The organism is Agrobacterium sp. fls2-241-TYG-188a, assembly GCF_030209845.1.
The window spans coordinates 652,935-677,013 of sequence record NZ_JARVRD010000002.1; the positions used below are offsets into that span (position 1 = coordinate 652,935).

Genomic DNA, 24,079 nt, shown 5'->3' on the forward strand with positions numbered 1-24,079 from the left:
CACGATTGGACTGAACCAACCCTGAGGGACGGGTTCATGTGAGGTTCAGGGAGGTTAACGGGTAGACGTTGGCCAACGGAAGAATAAGTGTCGTCAAAATTCCGCCAGGTTTGATGTCGGCACTGACAGGGAAAACACCAGCCCGTCGGGGTTGAAATCGACACAGCTTGTTCCGCCAACATAGGAGGACAAGGCTTTTTCGATCATTCGAGAGCCGAAGCCACGTCTTGAAGGCAGGCTAACATTCGGCCCTCCGCTTTCTGCCCAGACGAGATCGAGTGTGGGCTGCGCCCACTCCGAGCGGATTTTCCAGGAGAGGGAAACCATCCCTTTGTCGTTGGAAAGAGCCCCATATTTTAACGCGTTTGTCGCCAGTTCATGAAACGCCAGGGTCAAGGCAAGCGCGCATTTGGCAGACAGGTTTATGTCTGGCCCGTCGAAGACAACGCGTCCGGCTGCCTGTTCTGCTGCGACAGCCACCGCGAGTTCTCTGAGTTGGGTCGAATTGTGCTGTGAGTTGATGAGAATGTCATGGCCGCGGCTGAGTGCGGCCAGACGCGAGAGAAATGCCGGTTTCGCAACCGCCATATCCGCGCCATCCTTTAGCGTCTGGGAAGCAACGGCTTGCACCAGTGCCAGGATATTCTTGATTCTGTGCGCAAGCTCATTGCGCAGCAGCATCTGTTCGTCTTCAAAAGCTTTGAGCGAGGTAATGTCTCTGGAAATCGACAGGATGCTGTCGATCCGGCCGTCATCATTGACAATCGGCGAGACCTTCACGTCCCAATATCGCTTGTTGCCCTTGGCGGTATTGGCAAAGCCGGTAAAACGTGCCGAGCGACCTGCACGTGCCTCATCAAGCGCCGCTATGGCATCGGCGTTGCCCTGGCCTTGCCAGAAGTCGGGCCACGGACAACCTTTAAAGCGGGAAAAGTCGTCCACTTCCATGACCCGCTGCCCACCCTCGTTCATGAACTGCAACGATCCGTCGAGCCCGATAACCTTGATGCAGTCGTCGGAGGCTGCAAGGGCAGCGGCAATGAATCGCGGATTATTTTGAGCGTCGAGCAATCGTCATTACCTTAATAAAATAGCCGATCCGGCAGCTTGCCAAGAAAGAAAACATTGGCCGAAGTTATAAAATAGGAACCGCAGCTTTCAAATCCAAATTTCAGATCAAATCTATGGTTAGGGCCAGTCGCGCGCTTTTTGACAGAACGCCGTTATACCTGTTTTTCGTTCCACTCTGTCGACAATAATCTCACAGTGATGCTGCCGGGCCACCAATGCGTTGTTTTAAGCATCCGCCTCATCTCTTGCGTGACGCGGCGGATGCTTTCTCAGCTGCTACTTCCTGAAAACCTTCTGCAAATACGCCTCGAAGGATGGCCGCCAGACGTCCATTTCGTGGCCTAGATCCTTGTATTCCACGTAATCGTGGACGATCTTCTTTTCGTCCAGGATAGACTTTAGGCCGGCGATGTCCTTACCGGTAACGACATCCTTGGTGCCAACGGTGACGGTGAGGTCGCGCAGTGTTTTGTTGAGCTTGTCGGGATCGGCAAGTGCTGCGTCGACGGCCTTGTTGGGAACCGTTGTGGTGGTGACGCCGCTGAAGGTTGCGACCCAGCCGAAGGTGCCGAGATGGGTCAGGCCTGAGACGAGTGACTGGTAGCCGCCTTGCGACAGGCCAACCACGGCGCGGCCATCTGCATCGTCGCGCACCTTGTAGTGTTCCTTCATGTAGGGGATGAGGTCTTCCACCAGCTCGCGGTCGATGGCATCGGCGTTGATGGGGTAGAAGTTCTTGCGACGCTCGGCGCCGGGAAAGTTTTCGGCAATCGCCTCCGGGATATCGGCTTCCGTATCGGGAATGACGACGATCATCGGCTCGATCTTCTTTTCAGCCAGCAGATTGTCGAGGATTTGCGGGGCGCGGCCCTGTGCCACCCACGAGGCCACCGTATCGCCAAAGCCGTGGTAGAGATACATCACGGGCAGGGGTTCGGAGGCATCGGTGTAGCCCGGCGGTGTATAGACATAGGTTGCGCGCTGGGACTTCAACGCCTTGGAGGGGATGGTAACGAGGCGCAGCTCGCCATGCGGCACATCGCGCACATCGAGAATGCTGCCGGGCACCAGGATGAGGCTGGTATTCACCTGCCGCTGCGGCTTGGGGTAATTCGTGCCGGTATCGATGCTGCGGAAGCCATCGATGTTGAAGTAATATTCGTAGAGGTTGGGCTTGAGGGCATCGGTCCTTGCGCTCCAGACGCCGCTTTCGGCACGCTTCATCTCAACCGGTGCGTTGGCGCCCAAAACAACCGATACGGCCTTTGCCGAGGGTGCAAAAAGCCGGAAGGTGATCGATCCATCCTTCTCGACGGACGTGACGAATTCGTTGAGTGGCCGGTCTGCGGGTGGCTGGGCAGGCAGATCGATGGCAAAGGCGGGCGCGGTCATGAAGCAACTGGCCAAAAGCGCATAAGGCAGAAACAAACGCATGTAAAACTCCTCCAAATCAACACTAGTCCCCCGGGGCGAGGGTGACAGATGGTCGATGCCTTTTCAACCGCACACTGGCCGAGCCTTCCCGACAGACATCCGATCAAGCCATGGGCGTGAGTTGCTGAAACGGGTTTTCAAGGCTAGGAACGCTCCTGGCCCACATCGAAGCGGCCTTCATTCATGCGCGGCGGGAGGCGTGACGCGGATGGACATTCATATGATGCGTTAGGAAATACTGTGAAAATCATAAAAGTGCTGACGATGATTCTGGTCTTCGTCGTGGTGATCGTCGGATACCGCTGGTACGGTTACGTCACCAACACGGACAGCCCCTATAATGAAGTCGGCATCGAACTGAACAGCCGTATGCCGGGCCCGATCAACAAATGGGGTTGCGACAAGCTTCACCAGACATTCGGCAATGTCCTGCCGCCCTATGGCTGCCAGGCCGGTGACGGCACGCAGTGGCTCTGAAGGGTCATTGAAGGTTTTTGAGCAGACACAAAAAAGGCGCCGCGTAAACGGCGCCTTTTCCGATTTTGAGAGGCCGGATCAGCCGATCATGGCGTTGTCGTTCCGCTTGATGGCAACGACGGTCGAGCGCGGCAGCTTGCCTTCGCCATCCGGGAAGGGAGCGTCGGGATGCTGGATGCCGACGAAGTGGGTGCGCTTGTCGGCAGACCATGTCTGGCCGGTGACTTCTGCGCCCTTCGGTGCCGTCAGGAAGCGCTCGATGCGACCGGAGACGGGGTCGCCCGCCAGCATCTGGTTGTTGCCCTGTCCTGCATACTGGCCCTCATTGGTGTCTTCGCCATCTGTCTGGATCCAGAGCAGGCCGGTCGAATCGAACATCATGCCATCGGGCGAATTGAACATGTTGCCCGAATTGATGTTGGACGAGCCCGCATAGGCATCCTTGTGAACATCCGGGTTGCCGGCCATGCAGAACAGGTCCCACTTGAACTTGCCATCGGCATGGTCGTCATTTGCGGGATACCAGCGTACGATCTGGCCGTATTCGTTCTTTTCGCGCGGGTTTGCGGCGTTGAGAGCCATGGCATCGCCGCCGCCATTGGCGCGCAACTTGCCGTCCTTGGTCACGCCGCGGTTGCTGTTGTTGGTCAGCGCGCAGTAGGCTTCGATGGCGACAGGGTTGATGGCGACCCATTCAGGGCGGTCCATGGTGGTTGCGCCCACCTTTGAAGCGGCCTGACGGGTGAAGACGCAGATTTCATCCATCTTCATGCCGGTGGATTCGGGCGTCAGCGCCACCCACTCGCCATTGCCATCATCGTTGAACTTGGCGACGTAGAGCGTGCCTTCGTCCAGCAGTTTCGACGTATCGCCACCTGGCACGTAGATGCCGTTGGATACGAACTTGTAGAGGAACTCGCCACGCTCATCGTCGCCCATGTAAACGACGACACGGCCATCGCGCGCCACGACGACGGCGGCGTTCTCGTGCTTGATGCGACCAAGCGCGGTACGCTTGATTGGCGTCGACGATGCGTTGGACGGATCGATTTCCACGACATAACCAGCGCGGCGCGGCTCGTTCGGGTTCTTGGAAACGTCGAAACGCTCATCGAACTTCTCATAGCCGTAGCGGGTTTCGGCGGCGATGCCGTAACGCTTGTAGTCGTCGGGCATCTTGAAATCGGCCACGGTGGAGCCGAAGTAGCCGTTGAAGTTTTCTTCGCAGGTCAGGTAGGTGCCCCACGGTGTGCGGCCCGCGCCGCAATTGTTGAAAGTGCCAAGACAGTCGATACCCTTCGGGTCGGCTGCCGTCTTGACGAGCTCGGAACCGGCGGCAGGGCCGGACAGCTTCATCGGTGTGTTGTGGTGAATGCGGCGGTTGAACGGGCTGCCGACGACGATCTCCCAGCCGTCCTTGCCTTCAGCCACTTCCATGACGGTAACACCCTGCATATGCTGCAGGATCTTCACCTCGTCCAGATTGGCTGGCATTCCCTTTTCGCGATGGGGCAGGTTGGTTTCGTTGTTGACATATTCGTGGTTGACCGCGATCAGCTGGTGGCTGCCAACAACGAAAAGCTCCATGCCATCGGTGTTTTCACCAAAAACCTTGTCCGAGTTTTCAAGGCTTACACCCTTGACCGGATCGATATCCTGCACGTTGGGGAACAGCGGCTGGCCCCACTTTGCAAGCGGCTTCCAGCTATAGCCTTCCGGCACATGGATGGTGTTGTCGGTGGCAGCGGCTACAGGCTTGAACGGAAAACGCGAGGCTTCCTGTGCCTGGGCAGAGGTGGAGCTGGCGAGATTGCCAAGCGTGCCAAGAGCGGCAGCGGCAGAACCAAACGCCAGAACGCCGCCCAGAAAACCGCGTCGTGAAATAGCCGATTCAACAACGCGGTCGAAATCGGTAACGGCAGGCGGTGGGTTCTGAAGTTCGTCCCACTCATCCCAGCTTAGCTTGCTTGTGTCGATGTTGGTCATGGCGCTCTCCGTTGGCTTGCAGTTTGGAACAATTCCAGACGGGGCAACTAAAGAGAGTTTATTACATCGATATGACGGAAAAATAACGCGAATATACCCTTGGGTTGTGCATTCGCCAGCTAGGACGGCAGGTTTTGAAACGATGCCCAGATCATGAAGCCCAAAAGTACAATCATGATAAAGATATAGAACGGGCGAAACAGATAAAACCGCTCCCAGTTGGTCAGGTTCAGGTTGTAGACGGTAATCTTCTCATCGATCTTCAGCCTGTCCAAATTGCTGTCGATGGAAAAATCCCAGCCGTTCTGCTTATAGAAATAGTACTCTCTCACCTGCGTCGCGATCTGGTGCAGGATCAACAGGGAAAGCGCGCCGAGTGCTGCCGCTTTGATGAGGATTTCAAAAACTATCATCATCTTGGATATGAAGACCGTCCAGATCGCTCATTGTGTTTAAGGCATTGGTGCCTCATTCAAACAATGTGGACGAAGCCTCGCCCCGTCCACATCGTCCACCGATTACAGACGCGACCACGTCTGCGACTTGCACAGAACTTTCAGCACGCAGCCCTTCATGCTCAGCGAGCCACCGGAAACGGTGCCGGTGCCGGCATAGGTCTTGTCATTGGCGGGATCGGTAATCTCGCCGGAATAGCTATTGCCCTTGCCGCTCATCTTGCCAATCTGTTTTCCGGCGTGCTTGCCGGTTTTCAGCGTTACGCAGAAAGCTGAACCGCATGGGGCGATCACGGCGGTCTCGCCGCTGGCCGTTTTCCAGTTGCCCTCGATAGCCTCCGCTGCATAGGCACTGCTGCCCATCAAAAACGCGGCAGCGGCAAGTATCGTCATTCTCTTCATAGGGACCTCCCAATCCTGCTGTGGCCAAACCTTCACGTCGCGCAAGATCCGGCATCCGCATCTCCTCACGCGGACGCCGCAATTTATAGTTTACGTGAACGTAAAAGGAAATATGGATCTTCGCAAAAACCTCGGCTTTTCGCGGTCCGGACCTCGTAAAAACGATCATCGCAAAAATGCCTGTTTGAGACGTGGTTACGAAAGGGTTGAATTCCATCCGTAAACTTTTCGTAAAATTGTCCGCAAAGTCCTTAATTTCCGGGGGCTGTGATATTTAACAAAAACCCAACTTTACCAATCGTTTGGACTTTGTTTGGCTCCCATTAATCATGGATTTTAAGCGCCCGTTGAAGCCCGTTTGGCATAGTGGGGACATCGAAAGAGCAGAGCAAATCTGCCAACGGAAAAGGCCAGAACAAGCCGCAGAAGACGGCAAGGCCGGAACCGAAAAAGCCTCCGAAGAGGGGCGCTGACACGACGCTAACGGGCAAACAGGGATTAGAAAAAATGGCACGCTTTGAAGTTCGCGATATCGAAATGGCAGTCGCCGGTGGCCAAAGCCGCGCGGACGTCTTCTGCAACCTCGGCCTGATCTATGCGACAGGCCGCGGCTGCCCGGTGGACCTCATCGCTGCCCATAAATGGCTCAACATCGCCGCTATCAAGGGTTCGGAACGGGCAGCCTCGCTGCGCGCCGATCTGGCCCGCAACATGACCAAGGCAGACCTCGCAACGGCACTTCGCGCCGCCCGCGACTGGATGACTGCACACTGACAAAACCGCGCCGGGGCAACTGACGCGCAACAAAAAGACAGAGCGATCGACAGATCGCCATTTCTTCCGGCTGGTTCCTCCAGTCCTGGCCGGACCATAAAAAGAATAACCCCGTACAGGGAACAGCCAGATCCACGCTGAACATCAAACCGCGACCGGCAGAAACAAGGCCGGCGCGGTTTCTCTATTTTTGTTGGCAAGATGCTTGGCCTGAGCGCTTGGGGTTCATCAACCCAATGTCTTCAAAACCTTCGGCAGCGCTTCGGCAAAAAGATTCAGCTTGCTATCCGGCGCTGCGCTGACGCGGATGCAACGGTTGAGTGGTTCCACACCGGGCATTCGGATGAAGACACCGTGTTCCATGAGCCCATCAACAATGGCCTTGGCGTAGACCCCATCCCGCCCACAATCGATTGCCACAAAATTTGTTGCCGAGGGAAGGGGGCGCAGCCCGTTCTGCCGCGCTATGGTGGCAATGCGTTCACGGGCGTTGGCGATGCGTTTGACCACATCGCGCAGGTAAGCCTGATCCTTTAGGGCCGCCAGTGCGGCGGCCACGGAAACGCGGGACATTCCGAAGTGATTGCGGATCTTGTCGAAAGCCTGCGCATTGCCCAGTGTGCCGATTGCGTAACCGACGCGGGCGCCCGCCAGCCCATAGGCCTTGGAGAAGGTGCGCATACGCAGAACATTCGGCATCCCGATCATGGCGCGCACACTGGGGATGGCGCTTTCCGGTGCTGTCTCGCAATAGGCTTCGTCCAGCACCAGCAGACAGGTTTCTGGCAGAGCCTTGGCGAAGGTCAGGACTTCGCTTGCTTCCCACCAGCTGCCCATCGGATTATCCGGATTGGCGAAATAGACCAGCGGCGCATTCTCTTTCTTGACGAGATCAAGCAGCCCGTCGAGATTTTCATGGTCATCGAAATAGGGTGTCGTCACCAGACGCCCGCCATATCCGTTCACATGATAATTGAATGTGGGGTAGCCGCCAAAGGAGGTGACAACGGGCGTTCCCGGCTCCACCACCAGCCGGACGATTTCGCCAAGAAGGCCATCCACGCCACTGCCAACGGCAATATTATCGCGGGACACACCGTGATAGATGGCCAGCGCCTCACGCAGTTCGAAGTTTTCCGGATCGGCATACATCCAGGTCTCAGACGCCGCCTGCTTAATGGCCTCAAGAACCGAAGGCGCAGGGCCGAAACCGCTCTCATTGGCACCGATTCGCGCCTTTACAGCCAGCTTGCGATTACGCTCAATGGCTTCCGGACCAACGAAAGGCACGGAAGAAGGGAGCGAAGCGGCGAGAGACGTGAAGCGCGAAAATGCGGACATTTCAGAGAGTTCCGTTATCCGTTGAAACAACGGCCACACAATAGAATCAAAATTGGCCCGCGCAAGGCGGGCCATGGATATTGCAGGGGTTATTGAAGTCTTTTAGCGTTGACGCTGCGTGGAGCGGCGGTTTGCTTCAGAGAGCCGTTTCGAAGCTCAGCCGGCGGACGTGATGCAGGAACTCCGCATCGATCAGCATGTTGAAGCCAACGGTGGCCTGTTCTTCCTCGCGCCGGATAAGCGTACAGCCGATTTCGTCCCTGATGCCGAGAACCTCAAGGTAGAAGTTGTTCGGCAGGTCAAGATGCGGGCTAACCTCGATATCCGCGCCATAAAGGGAGATATTGCGGATTAAGCAGCGCATCGTATTCTTCGTGCTGAGGTGATGGCCGATAAATGTTATCTTGCCAGGACGATCGACGCTGTATTTCTCATACATTGCATCCTGAGGAACGGCGTCGTGCGAATTGATGTGTACGTTGAGCGCCATGACAACCTCCCGATTGCCTTTTTGTTCTGGATTTGATCATACACCCGCTTCATTGCCAAAGGCTGAATCAAAACGTTAGGATTGAAGCGTTTCTGGCCTGTTTTGCCACAGCACCCTTCGCAACCGAACCGGATTTCAGTGCAGAAACGTGTTTACTCCCAAAAGGTTGCGCCAAGCTGGCGCAATTGGGTCCCATGGTGCCGGATGATGCACCAGCACTGCAGTTGACGCGGGGCGTACTTAGCGTTACGCCTTTGGCATGACAGACCTATGGAGCAGTACATGGCAGGCAGACTCGTCATCGTCGGAGCGGGGCAGGCCGCCTTTTCCCTTGGCGCAAAGCTTCGTGCCTTAAAAGACGAAAGACCGATCACGATGATCGGATCGGAAGACGTCTTGCCGTATCAAAGGCCACCTCTGTCCAAGAAATACCTGATGGGCGAGATGACCTTCGAACGGCTGGAGTTTCGTCCCGCCGAATGGTTTGCCGAGAATGATGTCGATATCCGCCTGTCCACCTGGGTCGAGGAAATCGACCGTGCGGCCAAGACCGTGCGGATGCAGGATGGCAGCAAGCTGTCTTATGAAAAGCTGGTCCTGGCCACAGGCGCAACGCCACGCACCTTGCCAGCGGGAATCGGCGGAGATCTGGATGGCGTCCTGACCGTTCGCGACAAGCGTGACGCAGACCGCCTGATGGGCGAAATGAAGCCGGGCCGCAAATTGCTGGTGATCGGTGGCGGCTATATCGGGCTGGAAGCGGCAGCAGTTGCCAAGAAGGCCGGCCTGGACGTTACGCTGATCGAAATGGCAGACCGTATTCTTCAACGCGTCGCCTCTGCTGATACGGCAGCCATCATGCGCGATGTTCACCGGGCAAATGGCGTTTCCATCATCGAGAAAACCGGATTGACGCGGCTGCATGGAAAGGATGGCCACGTCACCTCTGCCGAGCTTTCCGACGGTACGGTACTTGATGTCGATTTCGTCATCGTCGGCATCGGCGTTACCCCCAATGACCGGCTGGCACGCGATTCTGGTCTTGATAGCGGCAATGGCATCCTCGTTGATTCCTATACGCGCACGTCAGACCCCGACATTCATGCGGTTGGTGATTGCGCATCGCTGCCTTGGGAGGGCGGGCGTGTCAGGCTGGAATCCGTGCAGAACGCAGTCGATCAGGCCGAGGCTGCGGCTGTGGTTCTGACCGGCGAAGAAAGGGCATACGCGCCGAAGCCTTGGTTCTGGTCCGATCAGTATGATGTGAAGCTGCAAATCGCCGGTTACAACGCGGGCTATGACGAGACGGTGCTTCGCCCGGGACAGCGCGAGGGAAGCTACTCCATCTGGTACTTCCGGCAGGGCAAGTTCCTCGCTGTCGACGCGATCAACGACGCCAAGGCCTATGTCAGCGGCAAGAAGCTGCTGGATACGGGTAGGGAGCCTGACCGTACGGTTCTTGCCGACGCTTCCGCCGATCTGAAACTTCTTCTGGCGTAAAGGACTGCTCCCATGCCCGCTTCTCCCAACCACTTCAAATCCGCCATTCAGCAGGGAAAGGCGCAAATCGGTCTCTGGCTGGATATGGGTGAGGCCATTACCGCTGAAATTGCCGGGACCGCCGGTTTCGACTGGCTGGTCATCGATGGTGAACATGGCCCTAACGACCTGCGCAGCATCATTGATCAATTGCGAGCGCTCGCCACTTCCACTGCAGAACCTGTGGTGCGTGTGCCGACCGGCGAAAGCTGGATCATCAAACAGCTTCTCGACGCTGGAGCCCGTACGCTCCTCATCCCAATGGTCGATACCGTTGCCCAAGCGGAGGCTCTTGTCGCTGCCATGCATTATCCGCCGCGCGGCATACGTGGAATGGGTGCCGTGGTTGCGAGGGCATCTGGTTTCAACACGATCGAGAATTACGCCGAGACGGCCTCGGACGGTCTTTGTCTTCTGGTGCAGGCGGAAACGAAAGCTGCGCTTTCGAACCTCGACGACATACTTAAAGTGAAGGGTATCGACGGCGTCTTTATCGGCCCCGCTGATCTGGCCGCGGATATGGGCTATCTCGGCAAAATCGATGAAGTGGAAGTCCAACAAGCCATAGAAGGAGCGATTACGAAAATCGTTGCCGCCGGAAAGGCAGCAGGAATATTGACCTTTAACGAGGCATATAACCGTCGTTATCTGGAACTCGGCGCGACCTTCGTTGCGGTTGGCGCCGATGTTACGGAGTTTTCAAGCGCCATCCGGGCGCTTTGCGCGCGATATAAAGGTGGCGATGTCAAAAAGTCTTCCAGCTACTAGGATCAGCCGTCGTTACTGGCATTCAACTTTGCTGGATGGATGCCTTCCTGACCGGAAAACAGAAACCCTTCGCGGATAAGATATTCGCGAACGATTCTTTTGATCGCATCTTCCCGCGCCATATGATTCTCATTGGAGAATGCGGCGAGCGCTGTTTCGACTTCATCTTCAAACTGCAATTGATCTCTCCCTACGTTCAAAAACGGAAAAAGGGTGAGGAAGCATGACCTCCTCACCCTCTAAATTCTCAGGCACTCTTAGCGCCAGCGATAGAAGCTGCTGCTCTTCTGGTCCTGGGCTGCATTTGCCACAAAATATCCGAGCGCGAAGCCGAGCGCGCCGACCACCGTCAGCAGCGATGTTGCCGTGCCTGGATTTTCGCGGGCTGCTTCAACAACGTTATGTCCTTGAGCCTTGACTGTCTGCGCCGCGGTCTGAGCAACGCGCTGAACGCGGCCACGGGCTTCATCGACAAATTCGGAGGCATCGTTGGACAGTGTGCCCGCACGCGCCGATACCGACTTGGAAAGAGATGCAATCTGCGAGCGGAGCTCGGCGATCTGATTCTCGACTGTGTCTTCCACAACGTTCAATTTGGTCTGAGCCATTTGAAATCACCCTTTGCTGTTGGTCGAGGTGGTAACGCAGTGGGCAAAACAAATGTTCCGCGCCGCAACAACAAAGAAGCAAAGGTATGTGGGGATTTTGGATGATGGCGGAGAGGATGGGATTCGAACCCACGATACGCTTTTGACGTATACTCCCTTAGCAGGGGAGCGCCTTCGACCACTCGGCCACCTCTCCGGTGCCGCCTGATTATTGCGTAAAAAATGTGAATGCAAGGGCTTTTCTCCAAAAGATGAAAAAGACCCGCTATCACTCCCCATTTTGACTGACGCTGACGGCTCTAACGCGATCGCGGACGAAAAACTGACGCAGGGCAGGATCCGAATCGAAATGACGCACCGACTGCAAGTGAGTCGGAGTTCCTGAGCTCACAGTGTCGGCTCCGCACCCCGACAGCGAAAGATGCCCATGAGTCCAGAATCGTTGCGGAGTGTCATATTTTTGAAATATTAGAGCGCCGATTTCAGCCTTTAAGCTACGGAATCGACTGGGCTTTTTAAAGATTTGTAAATTTTGAACGATAGCGATCACTAAAATGTGTTTTTTCAGCAACATCGAAAAATGAAGCGGTCCAGCAAACTCGGTCCTGCGGTGTTTGCCGATTGCAAGCATTTAATCCTTTAGTATTTTCACAAACGGAAGCGCGGCGGTGGATCGTCCGTTTTCAATACATGGGAATGGGGCAGGGAATGCTGTCCTTCAGCAAAAGAACCCAAACCCTTTTTGAAACTTGACTGGAGGTCAACATGAACATCAAGAGCCTTTTGATCGGCTCCGCTGCGGCTCTCGCAGCAGTATCCGGCGCACAGGCCGCTGACGCTATCGTCGCTGCAGAGCCTGAGCCCCTCGAATACGTCCGCGTTTGCGACGCTTTCGGCACCGGCTTCTTCTACATCCCAGGCACCGAAACCTGCCTGAAGTTCGGCGGCTACGTTCGTTTCCAGACCGATTTCGGTCGTAATGAATCGACTGCGGGCCGTGGTACATCTGACTGGGACTCCTTCACGCGCGCCCAGTTCGAAGTTGACACGAAGACCGACACAGAGCTCGGCGCTCTGCGCGGCTTCATCGGCTTCCGCGGCAATGCTGACCAGGGTTCTTCTGGTTCCAGCACAGTTGCCGTCAACCAGGCGTTCATCGAGCTTGGTGGACTTAAGGTTGGTAAGTTCTACAGCTGGTGGGATGATGGTCTCTCTGGTGAAACTGACGTTCTTTCGAGCAACGCTCTTTTCAACTCCATCCGTTATACATACGACGCAGGTTCATTCTGGGTTGGTGTATCGGTTGACGAACTTGAAGGTGTGAATAGTCAGCTCAGAGATGGCGCCGTTCTCCCAACGTTGACCGCTATACCTGCTGAAAACGACAACAATGTTGGCATCGCGGCAGGAATCGGTGGCAAGTTTGGTGGCGTAACGCTTCAGTTCATCGGCGGCTACGACACGGATCAAGAAGAAGGTGCAGTCCGTCTGATCGCAACTGCAGAAGTCGGTCCAGGTACGCTTGGTCTGTCGGGTGTTTACGCTTCCGGTGGTAACGCGTATTACAATGTTTCCGAGTGGGCCGTTGCTGCGGAATATGCCATCAAGGCAACTGACCGTTTGAAGATCACTCCAGGTGCACAGTGGTTCGGCAGTGTTGCTGATGCTCGCGCCACCGGCACGGGTGTTCTGGTAAATGGTACCGCAATCACTGGCGCAGGCGACGCAGTTCGTAGCAACGATTGGTCAAACCGTGACGCGTGGCAGGCTGGCGTAACTGTTGACTACAAGATCACAGACGGTCTTACAACCAAGGTTGCGGTTAACTACTTTGACGAAGATGAGCGCGACGACCAGGTTAACGGTTTCGTCCGTCTTGAGCGTAAGTTCTAATCTGATCTGATTTGCAGGATTGACTGAAGCCCGGCTGCGAAGCCGGGCTTTTGCTTTTATGCTTCTCTCTTCCTTGCCGCAAGTTTTATCAATGGACGTTAATCTTGTGTTAGGAAGTTGGCGCCTTGAGCGGTCTTCTGTAGCGAAACGGCAACAGGGCGACGAGAAGCAGTTTGATTTGTGACGAAATTGTTTCCTTCTTGATTGCGCGAATCCACTCTTTTGGATGTAATCAATCTCAGAGCGGCATTTTAATTTATTTGTATTTCCCACTCGCTGCTCATTCGATTTTGACTGGAGGTCAATATGAACATTAAGAGCCTTTTGATCGGCTCCGCTGCAGCTCTCGCAGCAGTATCCGGCGCACAGGCCGCTGACGCTATCGTCGCAGCAGAGCCTGAGCCCCTCGAATACGTTCGCGTTTGCGATGCTTTCGGCACTGGATTCTTCTACATCCCAGGCACCGAAACCTGCTTGAAGTTCCAAGGTTATGTCCGTTTCCAGACGGATTTCCAGCGCGGTAACGGCGGTTCCTCTGCTGGCACACAGAACGGCGGAAATTCCGATTGGGATTCGTTCACACGCGCTCAGTTCGAAGTTGACACACGTACGGACACCGAACTCGGTGCTCTGCGCGGCTTCATTGGTTTCCGTGGCGATGCCGATGCTAGTTCTTCAGGCAGCAGTACATTTGCTGTAAACCAGGCATTCATCGAACTTGGTGGTCTGCGCGTTGGTAAGCAGTACAACTGGTGGGATGACGATCTGTCTGGTGAAACAGACCTGCTTTCGTCTAGCACTCTGTTTAACTCGGTTCGTTATGTCTACGATGCTGGTTCGTTTTCTGCCGGTCTCTCGGTTGATGAACTCGAAGGCATTTCCTACGGCAATGACGCGGCTCTCGGAAACGTTGACAACAACGTAGGTATTTCCGGTAGCTTGGCTGGTAAGTTCGGTTCTGCTGCAGTTTCTCTGATCGGCGGCTATGACGTTGACCGTGAAGAAGGCGCTGTCCGCCTGATCGCAACTGCCGATATCGGTCCTGGTACGCTTGGTCTCGCAGGTGTATACGCTTCTGGCGTAAACTCCTACTACGCTTTGTCTGAATGGACTGTGGCGGCTGAATATGCCATCAAGGCCACCGACAAGCTGACGATCACACCCGGTGCTCAGTGGCTTGGTAACGTTGCTGTCAAGGACGCGACCGATGGCTACTCCATCGTGAACGCTGACTGGTCGAGCAATGACGCTTGGACTGCTGGTCTGACTGTTGACTACAAGATCACTCAGGGTCTGTCGACTAAGGTAACTGCAAACTACTACGACGAAGACAACCGTCCGGAATTCTGGACAGGCTTCGTTCGCCTGCAGCGCGACTTCTAATCTGATCTGACTTAGGTTAGTGATGGAAAGCCCGGCTTTAGAGCCGGGCTTTTTTTATTTTAACGAAGCAAGGTCCGATCGCGCACGTCATCGATTTGCAGTTTGGCCGCGGGCTGCGGTGACAAAGCGGGTGCGGGTGCGCGAGCGGGGAGGGCGAGAGCGAATACTGCTGGCGCGCCGCCTCAAATTCTGCGTTGCCAAATATGTGGCGTTCTACCCGGAGCGGCCGTTGCGAAGGTCGGTGACGATGTCTGTTTTTTCGCCAAGGCGCGTTTTGTAGACCTGATAGTTCTCCATTACCCGCTGAACATAATTGCGGGTTTCGGGAAAGGGGATGCGTTCGATCCAGTCGACCACGTCATCAATGGATTTGCCGCGCGGGTCGCCGTAGCGATTGATCCACTCCGTCACGCGTTTTGGCCCTGCATTATAGGCTATGAAGGTGAGAATGTAGGAGCCGCCGAAGCTTTCGATTTGTTCGCCAAGATAATGGGCGCCGAGGGTCGCGTTGTAACCAGCGTCGGATGTGAGTTTGGCTTGCGTGAACTCCATGCCGTGACGGCTGGCGACCCCCTTGGCTGTCCCGGGCAAAAGCTGCAACAGGCCGCGCGCATTGGCGGGCGATACGGCAGAGGGGTTGAAGGCGCTTTCCTGTCTGGCAATCGCGTAGGCGAGTGCCTTGCCCGAGCCGGAAATATTGGCCGTGCCGGGAATGACGCCGATGGGGTAGGCGAGGGCGGCTGCATCTATGCCACGACCGAAGGCGGTCTTGCCGATCTGCAGTGACACCTGGTGACTGTTCTTGCTTTCGGCGCGCGATGCGAGGATCGCCAGTTCGCCGGGACTGTCAATCTGTTCGGCAAGCGCCCGGTAAAGGCTGTCCGCACGCCAGCCGTATCCGGCACTTTCGAGTCGCTCGATGGCTCGTACAGCTTCCCGTTCGGCAAAATGCTGCCGGTCGCCTTCTGTCGGTGTCGGATAGGCGACATTGATCGTGCTCGTGCCGATTCGGGCGGCTGCGAGTTGGCCATAAAACGTGCCGGGGTGCGCGGCGGCGCGGGTGAAATAGTCACGCGCATCTCCCGGTCCGCCAGCTTCTGCGGCGCGCCCCAGCCAGTAATAGGCGCGCGATGATGACAAGGGCTTGTTCGAGGTGGCAAGAAGTGCGTTGAAGTGCTTTGCCGCTGAGGCCGGATCTTGCAGTGCTCGCAGCGCGTACCAGCCAGCATGAAATTCCGCATCCGCGACATCCACCGGCGACGTAGCGGAATGGTTGGCCGAGATCGTATAGGCTTGGGCAAAATCACCGAGGTCGGCGAGGCCACGCGCAATGATGCGGCGCTCGTTCCACCATTCGCCAGGGTTGACGAGCTTCGCCGGGTCAGTCGGCGCCTGTGCCAGAAGCTTGGCAGCGTCCTCATATTTCTGCTGATGCCGCAGGTTTTCTACGCGCGCGAACAGATAGGCGGGGTCGTTGCGAAGGGATGATGCTACGCTGTTCAGCGCGGCCGGCGCGTTCTTGGTTCGCTGGAGCACAGCTGCCCAAGCGGTGTAGAGAGATTGCGCCTTGCCGAGGTCTCCGAAACGCTTCGCCTGGCTGACACGGCTTTTATACATGAGGTAATCCATCCGCGCCTTATGGTCGGCGGCAGACAATTCGGATGGAAACTGATCCATCACGCGATCTTCCAGATCAGTATCCATCCCCTCGCTGATCCACAGCTGGCGAACGAGTTGTTGCGCCTGTGGAAGATGGCCGGAAGCCTTCATGGCCAGTGCCAAGGCCACCTTGCCCTCCGGGGTTTCCGGTGGGTTGGTGCCGAAGGCCGCAAGGACCTGAGGGGCTGGCGGGTTTTCACGCAGCAGGGCGCGTTCGGCATTTGCGCGGAAAATCGTCACGCCGGGCCAGCCTGCAAGTTCCTTCTGAGCAGCTGCAATCTCGCTAAAGGTCACATCTCTCTGCCCGGAGATAGCAATGGCCCATGTGAGAATGTGGCGGTCGAGAGCTGTGGGCGCGAGTGCGTTGCGGATGGAGACCGCGCGCGCCACATCCCGGCTGGAAAGAGCATCGAGCCCGGCTTTGAGGTCGCGGACATCAAGCGGATTGTTGGGTCTGATTATGGAGCCAGTAACCTCCGGCGTCGCAGGCAGGAAGGCAGGCACCGTCGGCGCATCGGGTTTGACGAAAGGAAGGGGAACAAGGCCTTCGGGCGCAGCGCCCGCCCATGCGGTCCACACGGTTGCGGCGAGACCGGCTGCCATCAAGCCTAAAGCTGTTTTCTTCATGCCTCTACCCGCGACTTTGGAGCAGCATATAGGTGCGCCCCAACCTCCTTTAAAGCCTGCATAAAGGGAGGCTTCTTCCAGCCAGGCCCTTTAGCGGATCATACCCCTTCATTAGCGGCTTTCATCCTTAACGAAACCTTACCCATAAGCCTCGCATTCGATCAAATATCGGTCAGATGGCGTGTCTTTCACCGATGTTGCAGGGTTTTAAGCGTTGGAATGCCGCTTATGCACAAGCTCTGAAACTATTTGCATTCGAAGGCCCAAAAGGCGCTGTAAACAGCTTGTCGGTCGCTTGGCCCCACACTAATGTGACAGCGTTTTAACCAAGGAATGCGGCTGAAGCATGAACTGGCTCACCGCAAGGAGTTTTGCATGTTCAAGGGATCCATTCCCGCCCTCATTACGCCGTTCACCGCCGATGGCGCTGTGGACGAAACGGCGTTTGCCGCCCATGTGGAGTGGCAAATTGCTGAAGGCAGCAGCGGCCTTGTGCCCGTCGGCACCACAGGGGAATCTCCGACCCTGTCCCATGACGAGCACAAACGTGTCGTTGAATTGTGCGTAGAAACGGCGGCCAAACGGGTTCCTGTCATCGCTGGTGCAGGCTCCAACAACACGCATGAAGCCATTGAGCTCGCGCTCCACGCGCAGGAAGTGGGAGCCGATGCCCTGCTGGTCGTCACGCCCTATTACAACAAGCCAACGCAAAAGGGTCTGTTTGCACATTTTTCCGCAATCGCCCAAGCGGTGACGCTGCCGATCATCATCTATAACATCCCGCCGCGCTCCGTCATCGACATGACGCCGGAGACGATGGGCGCGCTTGCCAAAGCTCACAAGAACATCGTTGGCGTGAAAGATGCGACCGGCAAGATCGACCGCGTCTCGGAACAGCGTATTGCCTGTGGGAAGGACTTCGTCCAATTGTCCGGCGAAGATGCGACGGCGCTTGGCTTTAACGCACATGGCGGCGTTGGCTGTATTTCGGTGGCGGCCAATGTCGCGCCGCGTCTGTGTGCGGAGTTCCAGGCGGCGACACTTGCGGGCGATTATGCGCGCGCCCTCGAATATCAGGACCGGCTGATGCCGCTGCACAAGGCAATCTTCATGGAGCCGGGCGTTTGCGGTACGAAATACGCTCTGTCGCGTACCCGCAATGGCAGCCGCAAGGTCCGCTCGCCACTGATGGACACGCTTGAGCCTGCAACAGAGGCAGCGATCGATGCTGCGTTGAAACACGCAGGCCTTATGCACTAGCAAGGATAGAAGGTGCGCTGGCAATTGCGCACCTTCACTTTTCGAGCCCCGGCCACTACATAGGGGGCATCGACCCGCAGATCGTTGCGGCTCCAGAATATATACGGATTGAAAAATGGCCCCCAAAGGCAGTCAGCGTGTGGTGAACAAGATCGTTGCGGAAAACCGCAAGGCTCGCTTCAACTATGAAATCCTCGATACATACGAGGCTGGCATTGTGCTGACTGGAACCGAGGTGAAGTCACTACGCGAAGGCAAGGCCAATATTGCCGAATCCTATGCATCGGACGAAGGCAATGAAATCTGGCTGATCAATTCGCATCTACCGGAATATCTGCAGGCCAACCGTTTCAATCATGAACCGCGCCGGCGCCGCAAACTTCTGCTGTCTAAGCGCGAGATCAACCGGATGCGCGTTGGCATCAACCGCGAAGGCATGACGCTTGTGCCGCTGAAGATCTACTTCAACGACAAGGGCAGGGCGAAGCTGGAACTGGCGCTCGCCAAGGGCAAGAAGCTGCACGACAAGCGCGAGACGGAGAAGGAACGGGACTGGAACCGCCAGAAATCCCGTCTTCTCAAGGGTGGCGCAAGCTAAACCGCCACATCGGCGTTGCGATGTGTAGCGGGCCGCTTGATCCGCCGGCTATTCTCCAAGCTCCATGACCAGTGAGAGCGGCGCGCGGAAGGTCGCAATCAGGCCTGATGGCGTGAAGTTTTTCTCGACATCGCCTGTCCCTGCGATGCCCATGCGGATAAGGCGTGAGCCAAATCCTCTACGCTCAGGCTCGGTCGCGGGTGGGCCGCCTTTCTCTTCCCATTTCAGGGTCAAAATCGGCTTTTCCGAATCGTCAGAGACATGCCAGCTGATGTTGACGGTGCCTGCGTCGGTTGAGAGTGCGCCATACTTTATGGCGTTCGTTCCCAACTCGTGCAGCAGCAGCGATAATGAGAGACCGGCCTTGGGGCCGAGCGGAACCTCAGGGCCAGAGATGACGATCTTGCCATCGGTGGCATGAAGATGCATGACCTTGCCGATAACGTCGCGGAGCCGTGCCGTCGACCATGATTGCTGAAGCAGCACATCATGGGCGGAGCTTAGCGCGTGCAGGCGGCCGTTAAAGGCGGCGACGGCATCCTTTTCAGTGACATTGCGCAGGGTCTGTGCGGCAATGGCCTGAACGATGGAAAGCGTGTTCTTGAGGCGGTGACTGAGTTCCTGGTTCAGCAGGCGCTGTTCAGACTCGGCGTTCAACCGGGCTATTGCTGCATAGGCCCTGTCTGCGACGCCCCAGGCGAAATCCAGCTCAAGCTTGCTCCAGAAACGCGGCTTCGAATCATGCGCAAAGAGAACGCCGACGAGAACGCCGCGATCGATGATAGGAACCTTGACGAAGGAGCGGACGCCCAGCGCGGCATAGGATTCAAGATCCGCTTCCAACCAGCTTGCAGCGTTCACGTTCGGCACGGCCAAGGTGTCGCCAACATCGAGCCGGTCGATGGTTGCGGAGAATTCGTTCAAAGCGTGATGCCCGGCAATCGATGGTACGCCAGCGGCAAGCCAGTTGAATTCGACGAAGAGATTGCCTGTGGCGCTGTTGATCGATGCATAACCGGCGCGGGTGACGGACAGTCCCTCGGCCAGAATCTCCGATGCTATGCGGGATATGTCTTCGACCGTCTTGCCGACCCGCAGGCGGTCACCCAATGTCAGAAGCGCCGCGATACGGGCGTCCTTGCGCTTGGAGTCGGTAACATCGATGACGACGCCGATCATCTTGGACGGTCTTCCCAGATCGTCTTCAATGAATTGCGCGCGGCGGGCGACCCAGCGAACACGCTGGTCGTTTCCACGCCGGATGCGGTATTCGACGCTCAAAGGCGCGTTGGCATCGCCGCTGCTGGCGGCTTCGGAAGCCGTCTTCTTGTCCTCGTCGATAATGAGTTTCTGAAATACGGATGCATTATAATTGCGCTGCGAGGGGACACCGAAGATGCGGCAGAATTCCTCAGATACAATCATGTCGTTGGTTTCGATATCGACTTCGAATATGCCGATGCGGCCTGCGTCATGGGCGGCCTTGGAACGGGCGTCATTAACGAGCAGCTCTTCGTTCTTGGCTCCGACCTTGGATGCGCGGATCTGACGTTTTGCTGAAAGACGGCGCTCCAGTGCCAGATCATGCGACATGCCCTGCATGGTGCGTCGCAACTCAAGTTGAGACATGACCTGCCTTGCCAATGCCTGAAGAGACCGTTTCTGGTCTTCGCTCAATTGCTTCGGCTCATAGCCAAGAACGCAAACCGTTCCAATCGCCAGATCGTCGTCGGATTTGAGGAGCGCACCCGCGTAGAAACGAATATTGGGTTGGCCGGTGACGAGAGGATTGCAGTTGAAGCGCGGGTCTTTGGTGGCATCCGCCACCATCATGAAATCCTGCTCAAGAATCGCTTTTGCGCAAAATGAACTGTCGATGGGCGTTTCGCGGACGCCCAAACCAACCTCTGCCTTGAAGAACTGCCTGTCCTCACCGATCAGATTGACAACTGCAATCGGCGTTCCGCAAATCGTGGAGGCGAGTTGCGCTATGTCATCGAAGTCCTGCTCACGCGGGGTATCAAGGACGTTGTAGCTTTCCAGCGCCGCCAGACGGCGTTGTTCTTTAGACGCGATACCTTCCATGGGCTTTTGTAATCTGCTGCTTTCATTGCCGCGCCGGCCCGAAGCAGCCGATCATTCGGTAATTTGATACAATAATCCGCAGCATTATCATAAGAAAAAAAGAATGAACTGAAATGTTTTGGCCATTCTCCGCAGGACTTTTTGCCAGACCCTGGCTCACGGTCCGTCAAGAAGAAAGCGCCAGCGGGAGCTCAGAGCCCACTCCGGCGCTTTTTCTTGCAAAATCATATGGATGGAAGCATCACGCGGCGCGGTGTTGCCTTTGTTCCTGGCGCACTGCCCCTTGCACGTTAAAGCGTCTCACAAGCTCGGCGAGATTGGTGCTGACGTCGCTAAGACCATGCGTTGCGGCATTGGTTTCCTCCACCATGGCAGCGTTTTGCTGGGTCAATTGATCCATGCTGCTGATTGCAGAATTGATCTCCTGAATGCCCATGGCCTGCTCCTGCACAGCCTGGGTAATGGCGCCGATATGTTCCTGGATATGATCGACCTTGCCGCCAATCGAATTGAGCGCTTCACCCGTTCGGTTGACCAGCGAAACCCCGTGGGTGACATCCTGCGACGACTTGTCGATGAGAGCACGAATTTCCTTGGCGGCGTTGGCAGAGCGTTGCGCCAGTTCACGCACCTCTTGCGCCACAACGGCAAAGCCTTTTCCGGCCTCGCCAGCGCGGGCAGCCTCTACGCCGGCATTCAGGGCAAGCAGATTCGTCTGGAAGGCAATTTCATCGATGACGCTGACAATCTGGGTGATCCGCTGCGACGATTCCTCGATGGCGCTCATGGCTTCAACGGCTTCGATCACGACGTGGCGCGAGCGTTGGGCTTCTTCCGCCGAGCTCTTGACGATATCCTGCGCCTGCTGCGTGCGCTGGGCGGACTGTTTGGAAATCGTCGTGATCTGGTCCAGGGCCGCAGCCGTCTGTTCAAGAGACGCGGCTTGCTGCTCGGTGCGGCGGGCCATGTCGTCGGTGGAGGATGTCAATTCGCGGGTGTTTTCGGAGATTTTGTGTGATTCTTCGATGATCTCTGAGAAAGCGCCGGATAGCTTGGCAACGGCCATGTTGAAGTTGTTCTTGAGTTCATCGAACTCGGCCGCGAGTTTGCCGTCCAGGCGGGAGGTCAGATCTCCCTGAGCCATATGGTTCAGTGCGTCGTTCAACAGCGAAAGAACGTGCTGCTGTTCGTCTTTCATCCGCTGCTGCTCGGCCTCGGCCTTTGCTCTCTCCTCGGCAAGCGCTTCCAGATAGACCGAAATGGAATAGTCCATATCGAGAAGGGCGGCCTTGATTGCGACCGTTACGTCCTTGGCGACCTTTTTGCCCTTTTTCTCGACAAGAAAGCCCTTGAGTTCCTTTTCAACGACAGCCTTGATGATGCCCTCCAGAATGAGGGCGTAGCCACCAATATACCAGCGCGGCTCCAGGCCCAGCCGGGCGTGGGTACGGCCAATCGCCGTGACGGCTGTTACGTAGTCGTTATCGAATGTTGCGGAGGAAATATGCGTCCAATGCTTGATCTGCATCGATTTTGCATGATTGATGTGCGCTTCGCTGCTGAAGAACCGGGCCGTATCAGGGACGGTCTTCGCCTTGCGGTAGAAGGCGTCCAGCGAACCATCGAGCGAGGCGGTAATCACTTGCTTCAATGCCGCGAGGTCTTGCCTCTGCTCGGACCCCAGGCCAAGAAATTGAAGTCTTTCGGCGAGTTGTTGTCCGCCATTTTTACCAGTCATGCGTCGTTCCCCTGAAAACCGATGCACGACCCCGTTCGTGCCAATTCCTCAAAGGAAAACACATTTATGCTTAATGATTAGCTAAAATTACGTGCGAATACATTGTAAATTCTAATTAAGTAAATTACGCGCATCGACGAAGATGCGCGCATTTTCCGATAGTAAGACGAAAGTATCTTTTACTCGACCGTTTCGACAGGTTCTGTGACGCGATGGGCACGTTCACTCGGATCGCGACCAATCTCTGCTTTCAAGGAAAGAAGATCGATGAAGTGATCCGCCTGTCTGCGTAGATCGTCTGCAATCATCGGCGGTTGGGTCGACATTGTTGAGATGACGGAAACCTTGCGGCCCCGACGCTGAAGCGCATCAACGAGCGTCGTGAAGTCGCCGTCGCCCGAGAACAGAACGAGGTGATCGACGGTCTCCGACTGCTCCATGGCATCGACAGCAAGTTCGATATCCATGTTGCCCTTGATCTTGCGGCGACCCATGGCGTCGGTGAATTCCTTCGCGGGCTTCGTAACGACCTTGTAGCCATTATAATCCAGCCAGTCGATCAGCGGACGAATGGAGGAATACTCCTGATCCTCGATCAGCGCCGTGTAGTAATAGGCGCGCAGGAGATAGCCTCTCTTTTGAAATGCTTTCAAAAGTTTGCGGTAGTCGATGTCGAATCCCAGGCTCTTGGAAGCGGCGTAGAGATTGGCCCCATCGATAAACAGTGCAATTTTTTCGCGTGGGTCGAACATTAAAACCAAATCCTCCTAGGCGGGTGAGCCGCCAGTAATGTAGACAGTAACAGGCTTGCGAATATAAACGCGTAAGACAGTACATTATTAAGCATTCATATAAGCGTCATCATACGTCAGTCCAGCCCCTTTCCGACAATTATGGATAAAGATTAATCCAATTGTTCCAATCGCGGGCATTTGCCCACATGAATGCGGCGGATCAGGAAAAACTTGAAATCTGTGGCCAATGCCTGTATCGGGTCGGGTAATCCGCGACAAAAAGACCGCAAAGGACAGGCAATGGCCCGTGTCACAGTAGAAGATTGCATTGATAAAGTAGACAACCGTTTCGAACTGGTCCTTCTCGCCAGCCATCGTGCGCGCCAGATTTCTCAGGGCTCGCAGATCACGATCGATCGCGATAACGACAAGAACCCGGTTGTTGCGCTGCGCGAAATCGCAGACGAGACCCTGTCGCCAGACGACCTGAAGGAAGACTTGATCCATTCGCTGCAGAAGCACGTCGAAGTGGATGAGCCAGAGCCCGATCCGGTCACGATTGCGGCTGCTGGTTCTGCAAGCGACGCGGAAGATGACGACGCGCCTGAGAGCATCAACTTCGACCAGATGTCGGAAGAAGATCTTCTGGCCGGTATCGAAGGCCTTGTGCCGCCAGAAAAGAACGACGATTATTGATTTTACCGCTGCGCACCCGGCGCGACTGCCGGTTACGCTCTGTAAAGCTTTGTCGTCATAA

General features: G+C 56.0%; 23 protein-coding genes and 1 tRNA gene. 9 read left to right on the top strand and 15 right to left on the bottom strand.

What is annotated here, in order from left to right:
- Window positions 1–93: 93 nt before the first annotated feature.
- Both QRN85_RS09950 and QRN85_RS09955 read right to left on the bottom strand, forming a co-directional pair.
- Window positions 94–1,071, bottom strand: coding sequence for an HWE histidine kinase domain-containing protein (locus QRN85_RS09950; protein WP_284757735.1), 978 nt, complete (start codon window positions 1,069–1,071; stop codon window positions 94–96).
- 276 nt (window positions 1,072–1,347) lie between these two features.
- Window positions 1,348–2,505 (bottom strand): esterase, encoded by a 1,158-nt coding sequence (locus QRN85_RS09955; protein WP_284757737.1) that lies wholly within the window; start codon window positions 2,503–2,505, stop codon window positions 1,348–1,350.
- A gap of 264 nt (window positions 2,506–2,769) precedes the next feature.
- On the opposite strand from QRN85_RS09955, the gene QRN85_RS09960 reads away from it, so the two are divergent.
- A complete protein-coding gene (locus QRN85_RS09960) occupies window positions 2,770–2,982 on the top strand; it encodes a hypothetical protein (RefSeq protein ID WP_502870778.1) in 213 nt (70 codons plus the stop codon).
- Between the two features lie 78 nt (window positions 2,983–3,060).
- On the opposite strand, the gene QRN85_RS09965 is transcribed toward QRN85_RS09960, so the two are convergent.
- From QRN85_RS09965 to QRN85_RS09975, 3 genes are all read right to left on the bottom strand, one after another.
- The gene (locus tag QRN85_RS09965; RefSeq protein ID WP_284757740.1) at window positions 3,061–4,968 is read right to left on the bottom strand and encodes a PhoX family protein; all 1,908 of its coding nucleotides are present in this window, start codon (window positions 4,966–4,968) and stop codon (window positions 3,061–3,063) included.
- A gap of 119 nt (window positions 4,969–5,087) precedes the next feature.
- Window positions 5,088–5,384: a hypothetical protein gene (locus tag QRN85_RS09970; RefSeq protein WP_284757742.1), complete on the bottom strand. Its 297-nt coding sequence runs from the start codon at window positions 5,382–5,384 to the stop codon at window positions 5,088–5,090.
- 102 nt (window positions 5,385–5,486) lie between these two features.
- On the bottom strand, window positions 5,487–5,825 hold the full coding sequence (locus QRN85_RS09975) for a DUF2147 domain-containing protein (RefSeq protein WP_284757744.1): 339 nt from the start codon (window positions 5,823–5,825) through the stop codon (window positions 5,487–5,489).
- 507 nt (window positions 5,826–6,332) lie between these two features.
- Here QRN85_RS09975 and QRN85_RS09980 point away from each other — a divergent pair.
- Complete coding sequence (locus tag QRN85_RS09980) at window positions 6,333–6,599, top strand: SEL1-like repeat protein (RefSeq protein WP_062586921.1); 267 nt, start codon at window positions 6,333–6,335, stop codon at window positions 6,597–6,599.
- A gap of 228 nt (window positions 6,600–6,827) precedes the next feature.
- Here QRN85_RS09980 and QRN85_RS09985 read toward each other — a convergent pair whose 3' ends face one another.
- Window positions 6,828–7,940, bottom strand: a complete 1,113-nt coding sequence (locus QRN85_RS09985) for a pyridoxal phosphate-dependent aminotransferase (protein WP_284757746.1) — start codon at window positions 7,938–7,940, stop codon at window positions 6,828–6,830.
- Between the two features lie 136 nt (window positions 7,941–8,076).
- Complete coding sequence (locus tag QRN85_RS09990) at window positions 8,077–8,430, bottom strand: hypothetical protein (RefSeq protein ID WP_062586923.1); 354 nt, start codon at window positions 8,428–8,430, stop codon at window positions 8,077–8,079.
- Window positions 8,431–8,712: 282 nt separating this feature from the next.
- On the opposite strand from QRN85_RS09990, the gene QRN85_RS09995 reads away from it, so the two are divergent.
- Both QRN85_RS09995 and QRN85_RS10000 read left to right on the top strand, forming a co-directional pair.
- On the top strand, window positions 8,713–9,930 hold the full coding sequence (locus QRN85_RS09995) for an NAD(P)/FAD-dependent oxidoreductase (RefSeq protein ID WP_284757747.1): 1,218 nt from the start codon (window positions 8,713–8,715) through the stop codon (window positions 9,928–9,930).
- Between the two features lie 12 nt (window positions 9,931–9,942).
- Window positions 9,943–10,737 (top strand): aldolase/citrate lyase family protein, encoded by a 795-nt coding sequence (locus QRN85_RS10000; RefSeq protein WP_284757748.1) that lies wholly within the window; start codon window positions 9,943–9,945, stop codon window positions 10,735–10,737.
- Window positions 10,738–10,739: 2 nt separating this feature from the next.
- On the opposite strand, the gene QRN85_RS10005 is transcribed toward QRN85_RS10000, so the two are convergent.
- From QRN85_RS10005 to QRN85_RS10020, 4 genes are all read right to left on the bottom strand, one after another.
- Complete coding sequence (locus QRN85_RS10005; RefSeq protein ID WP_284757750.1) at window positions 10,740–10,916, bottom strand: hypothetical protein; 177 nt, start codon at window positions 10,914–10,916, stop codon at window positions 10,740–10,742.
- A 78-nt stretch (window positions 10,917–10,994) separates the two neighbouring features.
- Window positions 10,995–11,345 carry a hypothetical protein gene (locus QRN85_RS10010; RefSeq protein ID WP_122070792.1) on the bottom strand — a complete coding sequence of 117 codons (351 nt, stop codon included), beginning with the start codon at window positions 11,343–11,345 and terminating at the stop codon, window positions 10,995–10,997.
- 105 nt (window positions 11,346–11,450) lie between these two features.
- Window positions 11,451–11,541, bottom strand: a tRNA-Ser gene (locus QRN85_RS10015).
- Window positions 11,542–11,613: 72 nt separating this feature from the next.
- The gene (locus QRN85_RS10020) at window positions 11,614–11,976 is read right to left on the bottom strand and encodes a hypothetical protein (protein ID WP_284757752.1); all 363 of its coding nucleotides are present in this window, start codon (window positions 11,974–11,976) and stop codon (window positions 11,614–11,616) included.
- A 134-nt stretch (window positions 11,977–12,110) separates the two neighbouring features.
- Here QRN85_RS10020 and QRN85_RS10025 point away from each other — a divergent pair, with 134 nt between their 5' ends.
- Together QRN85_RS10025 and QRN85_RS10030 are read left to right on the top strand one after the other, a co-directional pair.
- The gene (locus tag QRN85_RS10025) at window positions 12,111–13,238 is read left to right on the top strand and encodes a porin (RefSeq protein WP_284757753.1); all 1,128 of its coding nucleotides are present in this window, start codon (window positions 12,111–12,113) and stop codon (window positions 13,236–13,238) included.
- Window positions 13,239–13,544: 306 nt separating this feature from the next.
- The gene (locus QRN85_RS10030) at window positions 13,545–14,621 is read left to right on the top strand and encodes a porin (protein ID WP_284757754.1); all 1,077 of its coding nucleotides are present in this window, start codon (window positions 13,545–13,547) and stop codon (window positions 14,619–14,621) included.
- Window positions 14,622–14,834: 213 nt separating this feature from the next.
- Here QRN85_RS10030 and QRN85_RS10035 read toward each other — a convergent pair whose 3' ends face one another.
- Window positions 14,835–16,907 (bottom strand): lytic transglycosylase domain-containing protein, encoded by a 2,073-nt coding sequence (locus QRN85_RS10035; protein WP_284757755.1) that lies wholly within the window; start codon window positions 16,905–16,907, stop codon window positions 14,835–14,837.
- A gap of 375 nt (window positions 16,908–17,282) precedes the next feature.
- Here QRN85_RS10035 and dapA point away from each other — a divergent pair, with 375 nt between their 5' ends.
- Both dapA and smpB read left to right on the top strand, forming a co-directional pair.
- Entirely contained in the window at window positions 17,283–18,167 is an 885-nt protein-coding gene (dapA, locus tag QRN85_RS10040; protein ID WP_284757756.1) for a 4-hydroxy-tetrahydrodipicolinate synthase, read from the top strand.
- Window positions 18,168–18,282: 115 nt separating this feature from the next.
- Complete coding sequence (gene smpB / locus QRN85_RS10045) at window positions 18,283–18,765, top strand: SsrA-binding protein SmpB (protein WP_062586928.1); 483 nt, start codon at window positions 18,283–18,285, stop codon at window positions 18,763–18,765.
- 48 nt (window positions 18,766–18,813) lie between these two features.
- Here the strand turns inward: smpB and QRN85_RS10050 are convergent, their stop codons facing one another.
- The 3 genes from QRN85_RS10050 to QRN85_RS10060 all read right to left on the bottom strand — a co-directional run bounded on the left by QRN85_RS10050 (window position 18,814) and on the right by QRN85_RS10060 (window position 23,340).
- Window positions 18,814–20,850: an HWE histidine kinase domain-containing protein gene (locus tag QRN85_RS10050; protein ID WP_284757757.1), complete on the bottom strand. Its 2,037-nt coding sequence runs from the start codon at window positions 20,848–20,850 to the stop codon at window positions 18,814–18,816.
- A 241-nt stretch (window positions 20,851–21,091) separates the two neighbouring features.
- Window positions 21,092–22,588 carry a globin-coupled sensor protein gene (locus tag QRN85_RS10055; protein ID WP_113099063.1) on the bottom strand — a complete coding sequence of 499 codons (1,497 nt, stop codon included), beginning with the start codon at window positions 22,586–22,588 and terminating at the stop codon, window positions 21,092–21,094.
- Between the two features lie 179 nt (window positions 22,589–22,767).
- Window positions 22,768–23,340 carry a LabA-like NYN domain-containing protein gene (locus QRN85_RS10060; RefSeq protein WP_062586931.1) on the bottom strand — a complete coding sequence of 191 codons (573 nt, stop codon included), beginning with the start codon at window positions 23,338–23,340 and terminating at the stop codon, window positions 22,768–22,770.
- Between the two features lie 282 nt (window positions 23,341–23,622).
- On the opposite strand from QRN85_RS10060, the gene rpoZ reads away from it, so the two are divergent.
- A complete protein-coding gene (gene rpoZ, locus QRN85_RS10065) occupies window positions 23,623–24,018 on the top strand; it encodes a DNA-directed RNA polymerase subunit omega (protein WP_062586932.1) in 396 nt (131 codons plus the stop codon).
- Window positions 24,019–24,079: the final 61 nt, after the last annotated feature.

Bases quoted from the DNA above. Each gene is read 5' to 3' on its own strand.
- QRN85_RS09980 (WP_062586921.1), top strand. From the start codon at position 6,333: ATGGCACGCTTTGAAGTTCGCGATATCGAAATGGCAGTCGCCGGTGGC.
- QRN85_RS09960 (WP_502870778.1), top strand. From the start codon at position 2,770: ATGATTCTGGTCTTCGTCGTGGTGATCGTCGGATACCGCTGGTACGGT.
- QRN85_RS10035 (WP_284757755.1), bottom strand. From the start codon at position 16,907: ATGAAGAAAACAGCTTTAGGCTTGATGGCAGCCGGTCTCGCCGCAACC.
- smpB (WP_062586928.1), top strand. From the start codon at position 18,283: ATGGCCCCCAAAGGCAGTCAGCGTGTGGTGAACAAGATCGTTGCGGAA.
- dapA (WP_284757756.1), top strand. From the start codon at position 17,283: ATGTTCAAGGGATCCATTCCCGCCCTCATTACGCCGTTCACCGCCGAT.
- QRN85_RS10055 (WP_113099063.1), bottom strand. From the start codon at position 22,588: ATGACTGGTAAAAATGGCGGACAACAACTCGCCGAAAGACTTCAATTT.
- QRN85_RS09955 (WP_284757737.1), bottom strand. From the start codon at position 2,505: ATGCGTTTGTTTCTGCCTTATGCGCTTTTGGCCAGTTGCTTCATGACC.
- QRN85_RS10020 (WP_284757752.1), bottom strand. From the start codon at position 11,976: ATGCTTGCAATCGGCAAACACCGCAGGACCGAGTTTGCTGGACCGCTT.
- QRN85_RS09990 (WP_062586923.1), bottom strand. From the start codon at position 8,430: ATGGCGCTCAACGTACACATCAATTCGCACGACGCCGTTCCTCAGGAT.
- QRN85_RS10025 (WP_284757753.1), top strand. From the start codon at position 12,111: ATGAACATCAAGAGCCTTTTGATCGGCTCCGCTGCGGCTCTCGCAGCA.
- rpoZ (WP_062586932.1), top strand. From the start codon at position 23,623: ATGGCCCGTGTCACAGTAGAAGATTGCATTGATAAAGTAGACAACCGT.
- QRN85_RS09970 (WP_284757742.1), bottom strand. From the start codon at position 5,384: ATGATGATAGTTTTTGAAATCCTCATCAAAGCGGCAGCACTCGGCGCG.
- QRN85_RS10050 (WP_284757757.1), bottom strand. From the start codon at position 20,850: ATGGAAGGTATCGCGTCTAAAGAACAACGCCGTCTGGCGGCGCTGGAA.
- QRN85_RS09995 (WP_284757747.1), top strand. From the start codon at position 8,713: ATGGCAGGCAGACTCGTCATCGTCGGAGCGGGGCAGGCCGCCTTTTCC.
- QRN85_RS10000 (WP_284757748.1), top strand. From the start codon at position 9,943: ATGCCCGCTTCTCCCAACCACTTCAAATCCGCCATTCAGCAGGGAAAG.
- QRN85_RS10030 (WP_284757754.1), top strand. From the start codon at position 13,545: ATGAACATTAAGAGCCTTTTGATCGGCTCCGCTGCAGCTCTCGCAGCA.
- QRN85_RS09965 (WP_284757740.1), bottom strand. From the start codon at position 4,968: ATGACCAACATCGACACAAGCAAGCTAAGCTGGGATGAGTGGGACGAA.
- QRN85_RS10010 (WP_122070792.1), bottom strand. From the start codon at position 11,345: ATGGCTCAGACCAAATTGAACGTTGTGGAAGACACAGTCGAGAATCAG.
- QRN85_RS09975 (WP_284757744.1), bottom strand. From the start codon at position 5,825: ATGAAGAGAATGACGATACTTGCCGCTGCCGCGTTTTTGATGGGCAGC.
- QRN85_RS10060 (WP_062586931.1), bottom strand. From the start codon at position 23,340: ATGTTCGACCCACGCGAAAAAATTGCACTGTTTATCGATGGGGCCAAT.
- QRN85_RS09985 (WP_284757746.1), bottom strand. From the start codon at position 7,940: ATGTCCGCATTTTCGCGCTTCACGTCTCTCGCCGCTTCGCTCCCTTCT.